At 34.4% G+C, this 10,295-nt stretch carries 8 protein-coding genes; 5 read left to right on the forward strand and 3 right to left on the reverse strand.

The features are described from left to right. Nucleotides 1-10 precede the first annotated feature (10 nt). Complete coding sequence (locus FOL89_RS07480; RefSeq protein ID WP_144282191.1) at nt 11-2,284, reverse strand: glycoside hydrolase family 20 protein; 2,274 nt, start codon at nt 2,282-2,284, stop codon at nt 11-13. A gap of 106 nt (nt 2,285-2,390) precedes the next feature. Between FOL89_RS07480 and FOL89_RS07485 the strand changes: the two genes are divergently transcribed. Beyond that, nucleotides 2,391-3,203 (forward strand): DUF4197 domain-containing protein, encoded by an 813-nt coding sequence (locus tag FOL89_RS07485; protein ID WP_144282192.1) that lies wholly within the window; start codon nt 2,391-2,393, stop codon nt 3,201-3,203. A gap of 6 nt (nt 3,204-3,209) precedes the next feature. Continuing rightward, nucleotides 3,210-3,746: a hypothetical protein gene (locus tag FOL89_RS07490; RefSeq protein WP_144282193.1), complete on the forward strand. Its 537-nt coding sequence runs from the start codon at nt 3,210-3,212 to the stop codon at nt 3,744-3,746. 64 nt (nt 3,747-3,810) lie between these two features. Here the strand turns inward: FOL89_RS07490 and FOL89_RS07495 are convergent, their stop codons facing one another. Then, nucleotides 3,811-4,464, reverse strand: a complete 654-nt coding sequence (locus tag FOL89_RS07495; RefSeq protein ID WP_144282194.1) for a CoA transferase subunit B — start codon at nt 4,462-4,464, stop codon at nt 3,811-3,813. A 217-nt stretch (nt 4,465-4,681) separates the two neighbouring features. Beyond that, a complete protein-coding gene (locus FOL89_RS07500; protein WP_144282195.1) occupies nt 4,682-5,383 on the reverse strand; it encodes a CoA transferase subunit A in 702 nt (233 codons plus the stop codon). Between the two features lie 234 nt (nt 5,384-5,617). Between FOL89_RS07500 and FOL89_RS07505 the strand changes: the two genes are divergently transcribed. From FOL89_RS07505 to FOL89_RS07515, 3 genes are all read left to right on the forward strand, one after another. Continuing rightward, nucleotides 5,618-6,412, forward strand: coding sequence for a thymidylate synthase (locus FOL89_RS07505; protein WP_144282196.1), 795 nt, complete (start codon nt 5,618-5,620; stop codon nt 6,410-6,412). Between the two features lie 96 nt (nt 6,413-6,508). After that, entirely contained in the window at nt 6,509-9,022 is a 2,514-nt protein-coding gene (locus tag FOL89_RS07510; protein ID WP_144282197.1) for a M1 family metallopeptidase, read from the forward strand. A 194-nt stretch (nt 9,023-9,216) separates the two neighbouring features. Continuing rightward, a complete protein-coding gene (locus tag FOL89_RS07515; protein WP_144282198.1) occupies nt 9,217-10,044 on the forward strand; it encodes a T9SS type A sorting domain-containing protein in 828 nt (275 codons plus the stop codon). Nucleotides 10,045-10,295 lie beyond the last annotated feature (251 nt).

Consider the following 10,295-nt stretch of genomic DNA (forward strand, 5'->3'; position numbering starts at 1 on the left):
TTATTTAAAATTAATTAGCTCCGATCTCATCTACAAAAAGCCATGCTTTTGAATCTGCTCCGGGATTTCCGGCAGGAATAATTCCTGCATTTTCTATTTTAATTTTAAGGTATTTAGAATTTTGAATTCCCACATTTAATTTTATTTTTCCTTTTACAGAAAGAATTTCTTCTTTTCCGATTTCTTTAATCATTTTAAAATTTGTTCCATCATCAGAAATAAAAATCTGAGCCGATTTTGCTAAATGAATCCAGCTTCCTTTGTTGTCTAAAGTGTTGAAATAAACTTCTGAAAACGGAGTTTTTTGTCCAAAATCTATTGTTGCCACAACATCTTTCCCTTGGAAACCCAACCATGTTTTTCCCAACTGTCTTTGATTTCCGATAATTCCGTCAACTAAAGTAAATGCTCCTCCAAACGAATAGTTTTCACTGGGTTGCTCTTCTAAAACAATACCTTTTCCAGTGGTTTTAGAAACTGAAAACGATTGAGAAGAAATGGCTGACTTTAATTTTCCATTCTCAAAATACGCTGATTTTACCGTCAATGATTGTGAAACCGGAATAGGGTTTTCATATCTTTGAGAGTTTGCAGTAGGATCAGTTCCATCCAAAGTATATCTTATTCCGTTTGGATTTTGTGAAGTGGAAAGTTCATTAAAGATACCTCTATTTGCAGCAATCACTTTTCCTGAAATGTTGTAAATGCTTTTTGCGTAGTTAACATTCATTTTATCTAAAACTTTAAAATGCTCCACCACTCTGTTTTCAAATTTTTTATAATTTTTTGGATCAGAAGTTCCCCATGCAACCTCCGAAAGTGCCATTATTCTTGGAAAAATCATGTATTCAACCTGCTTAAAATCCAAAATATATTCCGTCCACAAATTTGCCTGAACTCCCAAAATATATTTCGCCTGTTCTGCATTCAATTCAGTCGGAATAGGATTATAAGAATACACCTTATCCAATGGCGTAAAACCTCCGAAAGCATTCGGCTCGGTTGCAGGATCTCCCTGATAATGATCAAAATAACAATAAGAACCAGGAGTCATTACCGCAAAATGATCCGATTTGGCTGCCTCAATTCCACCATTTACGCCAGTCCAGCTCATTACCGCTGCGTTTGGTGCTAAACCGCCTTCCAAAATCTCATCCCAACCAATGATTTTTCTACCTTTTGAATTGACGTATTTTTCAATTCTTTGGATAAAATAGCTTTGCAACCCATGTTCATCTTGCAGATTATTTTTTTTGATTAATTCCTGACAATGTGCGCATTCTTTCCATCTTGTTTTCGGACATTCGTCACCACCGATGTGAATATATTGTGAAGGAAAGAGAGTCATTACTTCATCCAAAACATTTTCTAAAAAGGTAAAAGTTTCATCTTTCGGACAGAAAACATCATCAAAAACACCCCATTTTGTCGCAGGTTCAAAAGGTTCTGTTGTACAAGCCAATTCAGGATAAGCCGATAAAGCAGCCAAAGCATGACCCGGCATTTCAATTTCCGGAACAACCGTAATGTGGCGTTCTGCGGCATATTTCACGACTTCTTTAATCTGTTCCTGAGTATAAAAATAAGGTCCGTAAGGTTTTCCGTCAAAAGTATTATCCACGTAAGCTCCGATCATTGATTCTTTACGTTTGGAGCCAACCTGCGTTAATTTAGGATATTTTTTAATCTCTATTCTCCAACCCTGATCGTCTGTTAAATGCCAGTGAAAAGTATTCAATTTATACATTGCTAAATAATCAATGTATTTCTTTACCTCTTCAACCGTAAAAAAATGACGCGAAACGTCTAAGTGCATTCCGCGCCAAGCAAATTTTGGCTCGTCTTGAATTTTCATGGCAGGAATTTTTCCTGAATCTTTGTATTGCTCAAACAACTGAACTAATGTTTGAAGTGCTAAAAAATATCCTTGCTCAGTATATGAATTAATCGTAATCCGTTTTGAAGAAATATGAATTGCATATCTTTCTTTTGGCGGAATCCGACTTGAAGGTGAATGACTCAATATAGGTGGAAATGTAGAATATATCAATTGAACTGCTTCGTCTTTTTTCCTATATTTGAATCTCAGTTTCTTATCTACATGATTTTTGAAATATTCTGTTTCCTGTTTTGGTAAATTTTTATCTAATATAAAATTCTTAGGAATAATAAATTCACCTTCCTGAAACTCAATTTTCTGAGGATAAGGAATCAGATTGAGTTTTGTCTGGGAAAAAAATAATCCCGAAATTAATATTGAAAATAAAAGTAAGAAACGCTGCATTCCGAATTTGATTTGAATTAAGCGAATATAATTCTTTTCTTAAAAATTTAATGACTGATTTAACTTATAAAGCTGGAAAACATCTAAATTTGCAGAAAAATAGACGATGAAAAAAACAATTTTATTAGTTGGCGGATTATTATTTTCCGTTTCTGCAAACGCACAAATTTTTGACGTTATAAAATCTACCGTTAAAAATCAAACAGGAGTTGATCTCAATAAACCTGTAAAAACGACAACAACCACTTCTACTACCACTACAGCGGCTACCACTCCAGCTAAAAATTCTCCCATTAACCTTGGGAGCCTTACATCAACTCAAATTTCATCAGGTTTGAAAGAAGCTTTATCGCTCGGAGTTACAGAAGGTGTAAAAAAATTGGGCGTCACGGATGGTTTTTTAAAAAATGAAGCCGTAAAAATCTTAATGCCTGAAAAACTGAGAGTGATTGACACCAAGCTTCGTTTATTAGGATTGGGAAGTTTAGCCGATCAGGGTGTAAAATTATTGAACAGAGCTGCGGAAGACGCTGTAGTTGAAGCTGCTCCTATTTTTACTAAGGCAATTACTTCGATGACTATTACGGATGCAAAAAATATTTTACTGGGAAGTAATAATGCCGCAACCAATTATCTTCAGACAAAAACCCAAAATCAGTTATTTACTGCTTTTCAGCCAAAAGTAAAGGCGTCTTTAGGAAAAGTGGGTGCAGATAAAGTCTGGACGAATTTAATTTCAAAATACAATACTTTAACCGGACAAGCTGTTTCCACAGATCTTAATGAATATGTAACCAACGAAACCATCAACGGTGTTTTTAAAATGGTTGCTGAAAAAGAAAGTGGTATCAGAAATACTCCGGCAATGAGAACTACAAGTGTTTTGCAAAAGGTTTTTGGAGCACAGGACGGGAAATAATATTAAATGAAAAGTCTTATTTTATTTATCGTCATTTTATTTTCAAAATTATTTTTCGCTCAAGCTTCCGGAAGCGCAAATTTTAGTTTAAAAATTGATTTTGAAAAAAACATTCCGGTCGATCAGTTGGAAATTTTTTGCAATATTAAGGCTGGAAACACCCTAAAATCCGTTGAATTAAAAATTGATAAAGCTAATAATTCTGTCAGTATAAGCGGAACAAATCATTTTACAATTCCGGTAAACTTTCCGACTTTATCCTTTTCATATACCAATAAAACCAAGCTTAATGAATATTCGGAACAGATAATAGAACGGAAACATATTTTTTATTTGGTAACAGGTTACGGAATTACATCTTACAGTAATAACAATGGACAAAATATCAGGTTTTCAAAAGAGCTGCCTAATGTTTTAATAACTTCAGAATATCAGGATAAAAACAAATTGTACAGAATACAATATTTTACTCCAGACAGTAATATTTATAATTATTTTAATGGAAATTTAGAGATCTCCAACTCAGTTTTAAAATTAAAATAAATTATATAAAAAAGTCGAAAAGCATATACATTTTTCGACTTTTATTTTTTATTCTTTAAATTATCTAAAACTGCATTTCAGGAATTTCTCCTTCAATAATCAAATCTGCTTCGGTAGATTTGATGATGTGTTCTACTGAAACTCCGGGAGCTCTTTCAATAAGCTTGAAACCTGCAGGAGTAACATCCAAAACTGCTAATTCGGTAACGACTCTTTTTACACAGTTTACTCCCGTTAAAGGAAGTGTACATTTTTTAAGAATTTTACTTTCTCCTGCTTTGTTAACGTGCATCATCGCAACGATAATGTTTTCTGCTGAAGCGACTAAATCCATCGCACCACCCATTCCTTTGACCATTTTCCCAGGGATTTTCCAATTGGCAATATCTCCGTTTTCTGAAACTTCCATGGCTCCTAGAATTGTAAGATCAACTTTCTGACTTCTGATCATCCCGAAACTGAAAGCCGAATCGAAAAAAGAACCGCCATCTAAAATGGTAATGGTCTGTTTTCCGGCATTGATGACATCTGCATCTTCTTCTCCTTCAAAAGGAAAAGGTCCCATTCCTAAAACGCCGTTTTCGCTCTGAAACTCTACATTGAGGTTATCAGGCACGTAATTGGCAACCAAAGTTGGAATTCCTATTCCTAAATTAACGTAATATCCGTCTTTTACTTCTTTGGAAATACGTTTGGCTATATCTTCTTTACTTAACATATATTTTAATTTGAAAATTTATTGATGTAGCCAATTCTAAAATTGACTACCACCTAGTTTTAATTCAAAGTATATAAAAATCTTTTTAATTCTCACTGTTTTTTTTAAGTTTGCAAATGAAATTCGCCGATTCCTTTAAAACAATAAAATTTATCGGCAAAGGCTTTCCACTCAGCAAAAATTACAAAAGATATTTATTACTTTTTGCAGATCATTTTTATATTTTCTGTCTCACAGTTCGTTGTTCGATTCTTTTTTCAAACTTTTCTCCCTGAAAGATTCTTTGAACCATAATTCCCGGAATGTGAATCTGGTTGGGATCTAACTCTCCCGGAGCAACCAGTTCTTCTACTTCAGCAATAGTAATTTTACCTGCTCCTGCCATCGGATGATTAAAGTTTCTTGCAGATCCTTTAAAAATAAGATTTCCTGCATGATCTCCTTTCCAAGCTTTTACGATAGAATAATCTGCTTCAAATGCATGTTCCAGAATATGCGGTTTTCCTTTAAATTCTTTCACTTCTTTGCCTTCTGCTACTTCGGTTCCGAAACCTGCAGGTGTATAAAAGGCAGGAATTCCCGCTTGCGCAGCTCTGCATTTTTCGGCAAGTGTTCCTTGTGGTGTCAACTCAACTTCCAATTCACCGGAAAGCATTTGTCTTTCAAATTCGGCATTTTCTCCTACATACGAAGAAATCATTTTTTTTATCTGCTTTTTTTGCAGCAATAATCCCAATCCGAAATCATCAACTCCTGCATTGTTTGAGATGCAGGTAAGATCTTTCACATTACTTTCTACCAAGGCACTGATTGAATTTTCAGGGATTCCGCAAAGTCCGAAACCTCCTAGCATTAAGGTCATTCCATCCTGAATTCCCTCAATCGCTTCCTGTGCATTTTTTACTCTTTTATCGATCATTTTAAGTATAAAATTTAAAGGTCTTAAATTAGTGTTTTTCTGTGGAACTGAAAAACTTGTTTTTGCTTAATAAAAAAAGATAAGAGTTATGAAATAATTACTATAAACAAAATAATGTGGTAACTGCACAATCATCTCACTATGATAAAGAATTAGAATCTGTATAAAACTTTCATTCATAAAATAGTATCAAAAAAAATCATTTTCTTACATTTGATGCTTAAATTTTTCCCGATGCAAAATTATCTTGACTTACTAAAACATATACTGGAGAATGGAACCGATAAAACCGACAGAACGGGAACAGGAACTCGAAGTATTTTTGGCTATCAGCTGAGGTATGATTTGTCTGAAGGATTTCCTTTGGTAACCACCAAAAAAGTTCATATAAAATCTATTATTTATGAATTATTATGGTTTATTAAAGGGGATACAAATATCAAATATCTGAAAGACAATGGTGTTTCTATCTGGGATGAATGGGCAGATGAAAATGGGGATTTAGGTCCTGTTTACGGTGCGCAATGGAGAAGCTGGAACGGGGCAGACGGAAAAGTGGTAGATCAGTTTTCTGAAGTTATTGAACAGATCAAAAAAAATCCGGACTCCAGAAGGTTAATCGTCTCTGCCTGGAATACAGCAGAAATTCCGAATATGGCACTTGCTCCGTGCCATGCTCTATTTCAGTTTTATGTAGCTGATGGAAAATTGTCGCTACAATTGTACCAAAGAAGTGCAGATGTTTTTCTGGGTGTACCTTTCAATATTGCAAGTTATGCTCTTCTACTCATGATGGTTGCTCAGGTTACCGGACTCAAAGTTGGGGATTATGTTCACAGTTTCGGGGATGTTCATATTTATAACAATCATTTCGAACAGGTAAAAAAGCAACTTTCAAGAGATCCGCGATCTCTTCCTTCCATGAAATTGAATCCTGAGATTAAAAATATTTTTGATTTTGATTTCGAAGATTTTACTTTGGAAAATTATGATCCACATCCGGGAATTAAAGCTCCTGTTGCAATATAAAATAAGGTGGAAAATCCCACTTTTTTTGTAACAATTTCATATAATGAATTACTTATTATTATTTAAAATATAATCCACGATATAAAATTCGTCAGAATGAAAAAAATATTCATTGCATCGTTATTTTTAGGTGCATTTTTTAACTCAAATGTAACTTTTGCCCAAACCGAAACATCCGGAAGAGAAAAAGTATACAGAGCAACGCACACGAAACTTACCGAACTGAAACATACCAAACTAAAGGTAAATTTCGATTATGAAAAAGAGCAAATGAATGGGGAAGAGTGGCTTACTGCCTCACCTTATTTCTATCCTGCCAATGAATTGATTCTTGATGCAAAAGCAATGCTCATCCATGAAGTGGCTTTGGATAACAATGGTAAAAAAGCTCCTCTGAAGTATGAATATAAAAATGATGTTTTAAAAATCAATTTAGATAAAATCTACACGAGAAATCAGGATTATACTGTTTACATCAAATATACTTCACGTCCAAACGAAGTGACACAGCAAGGAAGTGCAGCCATCAATGATGCTAAAGGTCTTTATTTTATCAATGCACAAGGGAAAGATACTGATAAGCCGACCCAAATATGGACTCAGGGGGAAACTGAGGCTTCTTCTGCTTGGTTTCCGACCATTGACAAACCCAATCAAAAAACAACGCAGGAAATCTTTATGACAGTTCCTGATAAATATGTGACCCTTTCCAACGGAGTTTTGAAGTCTTCACAAAAAGAAGCCAACGGATTGAGAACAGACCACTGGGCAATGGATAAAAGACATTCTACTTATCTTTTCTTTATGGGAGTTGGAGAATATGCTGTGGTGAAAGACAAGTGGAAAAATATTCCTGTAGATTATTATATTGAGAAGGAATACGAACCGTATGCTAAACAGATCTATGGAAATACTCCGGAAATGATCGATTTCTTTTCTAAAAAGCTGGGTTATGATTATCCTTGGGTAAAATATGCACAGATTTCGGGAAGAGATTATGTGTCCGGAGCTATGGAAAACACGACAGCAACGCTTCACGGAAGCGATATTCTACAAAAGCCAGGTCAGTTAATTGACGAAAACAAGTGGGAAGACACTATTGCCCATGAGCTTTTTCATCATTGGTTTGGTGATCTTGTAACCGCAGAAAGCTGGAGCAATCTTACCGTGAATGAATCTTTTGCCAACTATTCCGAATATCTTTGGAATGAATTCAAATATGGAAAAGATCAGGCAGATTATCATCAGATGGAGGATGTGAATAACTATATACATAATCCTTCAGACTTTAAAAAAAATCTTGTGCGATTCGACTATAAATCAAGAGAAGATGTTTTTGATCTGGTTACGTATCAAAAAGGCGGCGGAATCCTGCACATGCTGAGAAATTATCTTGGAGATGATGCTTTTTTTGCAGGAATGACCGATTATTTGAAAACCAATGAATATCAGGCAGCAGAAGCACATCAGGTGAGATTATCTTTTGAAAAGGTTTCAGGAAAAGACCTGAACTGGTTTTTCAATCAATGGTATTTCGGGAGCGGAAATCCTAAGCTGAACTATTCGTACAACTTTGAACCTGTGAAAAAGCAGGTAAACGTAACAATCAATCAGTCTCAGGAACAACCTTTTCAGTTTCCCTTAGCGATTGATGTTTATGAAAATGGCAAACCTAAAAGACATCAGGTCTGGGTAAATGCTGAAGCAAAAAACTCCTTTACTTTTGATGTTTCCAAAAATCCTGACTTGATCAACATCAACGCAGACGGAATTCTGCTTGCAGACGTTGCAGAATCTAAAACTCCAGAACAATACCTGATGCAGTTCCTAGGCTCTAAAGAATTTAAAAGTAAATATATTGCATTAAACGGAATTAAAGATCAGGTTGGAAAAAATCCTTCAACTACAAAATTATTGGCTGCAGCATTAAAAGATCCGTTTTTCAGAACCAGAATAAAAGCCTTGGAACTTATTGACCTTACCAATGCAGACATGATGAAAACTCTTGGAAGCGAGGTAGAAAAATTGGCAGTAAATGACCCTAAAACATTGGTACAAGGTGCTGCAATTGCCGCATTAGCCAAAACAAAAGATAAAAAATACGTTTCAATTTTTGAAAAAGGAGTTAATGCTGTTTCTAACTCTGTAAAAGGAAATTCCTTGGCTGCAATTGTAGCGGTAGATCCTTCAAAAGTAAATACTTTAGCTGATAAAATTGATTTGGAAGGCGCATCAGAAGATATGCTTACCCAGCTTTTGCCTATTGTTGTAAAAAATAAGATAGCATCTCAAATGGCAAATATTGCTCCGCTTGCTGCTTTTTATCCTTTCATAAAATTTCAGAATCCTGATTTGGGAAAAGTTGCCGAAGAAGGTTATAACTGGATCATGTCCTCCGATAATATGAAAGCGACAAAAAGTATTACCAAAATTCTTGGGCAGGCAAAAAGCCAGATGGGAGAAAATCCTCAGGTGAAAATGATGATCAGCCAAATGCTGAAAGAGGGTCTGAACAAGAAAATGGAATTGCTTAAACAGAATCCCCAAAAAGCTTCAAGCATTAATCCTCAGATTGACGAGATCAATAAAGCCATCGAAAATTTTAAATAAACTATTTTTTGGAGAGACAAACTTGCAGTAGAGGTTTAGTTTTTAAGTGTCTAAATATTAAGATTCCATATTCACAATTTTGAATATGGAATTTTTTATTTTTAATACTTTCATAATTTTTTTTATATTTTTGATATTTTTTTTAAAATAAATTTATATATTTGATGTTAAAATAACCCAAAAAAATCAATATTATGAAAAGAAAATTATTCTCTGTATTTTCTATCCATCGATTAAGTCTTGCATTTACAATTTTTGCAGCAATTGGTATCAATGCCCAGATCACTACATTTCCCTGGACGGAAACTTTTGAAGATAGTTCACCAACAAGAGGAGATTGGACTCAGATTTACGAGGTAAACAATATGTCTTGGACTTTTGCTTCAACGTCTTCAACAGGATCAGTAAGTACAGCTTATGAAGGAGTAAAATTTGCAAATTATCCAGGTACTTCCCATAATTTCGATAAAACTAAATTGGTAAGTCCTGTTCTAAATCTATCTGCAGTTACCAATCCTACGGTAAGTTTTCATTACATTAATAAATTATGGAGTCCAGATCAGAACTGGTTAAGAGTATTTTACAGAACTTCAGCTACATCCGCATGGGTTCAAATTGCTGAATTTCATTCTAATATAACAACTTGGACGCCTTCCGGTGCGATGGGAATTCCATCAGATACTTATCAGATTGCAATTGAATGTGAAACAGATTACGGGTATTCAACATTAGTAGATGCAGTAGTAGTAACAGGGTCTAACCTGAGTACAAAAGATGTTTCTAGATCGGTAAAATCTTCTATAAGCTATTATCCAAATCCTGTGGAGAATACTTTAAACTATAAGAGTAGCGAAAAAGTAAGTGAAATTATTATTCATAACAGTGTCGGGCAAAAAGTTCAGTACCATAAAACAGATGCCAACCAAGGCAGATTAGATGTCTCTGAACTACCAAGTGGAATGTATATTGTTACCGGCAAAACAAAATTGGGCGCAGAAACATTCAAAATGATCAAAAAGTAAACATAGAATATAATCAATCAAAATACTATTTTTAGCATCTCTTTTGGAGATGCTTTTTTATTGAAGTTGTTTAAAGTAAATAAAAGATTAAAATTGATTTTGCAAAAAGCAAACTTCATCAGAGTTTTAGCTGTGTAGAAATAATATTCTAATCTATTTATAGTAACCTGAGTTCGGGATAATAATTGAGATAAACTTTGTAAAAAATAGCAATAATTCGTATATTTAAGTTTCTGACATTCAAATATTTA

It is taken from the genome of Chryseobacterium echinoideorum (assembly GCF_007474535.1).
Lineage (GTDB): Bacteria > Bacteroidota > Bacteroidia > Flavobacteriales > Weeksellaceae > Chryseobacterium > Chryseobacterium echinoideorum.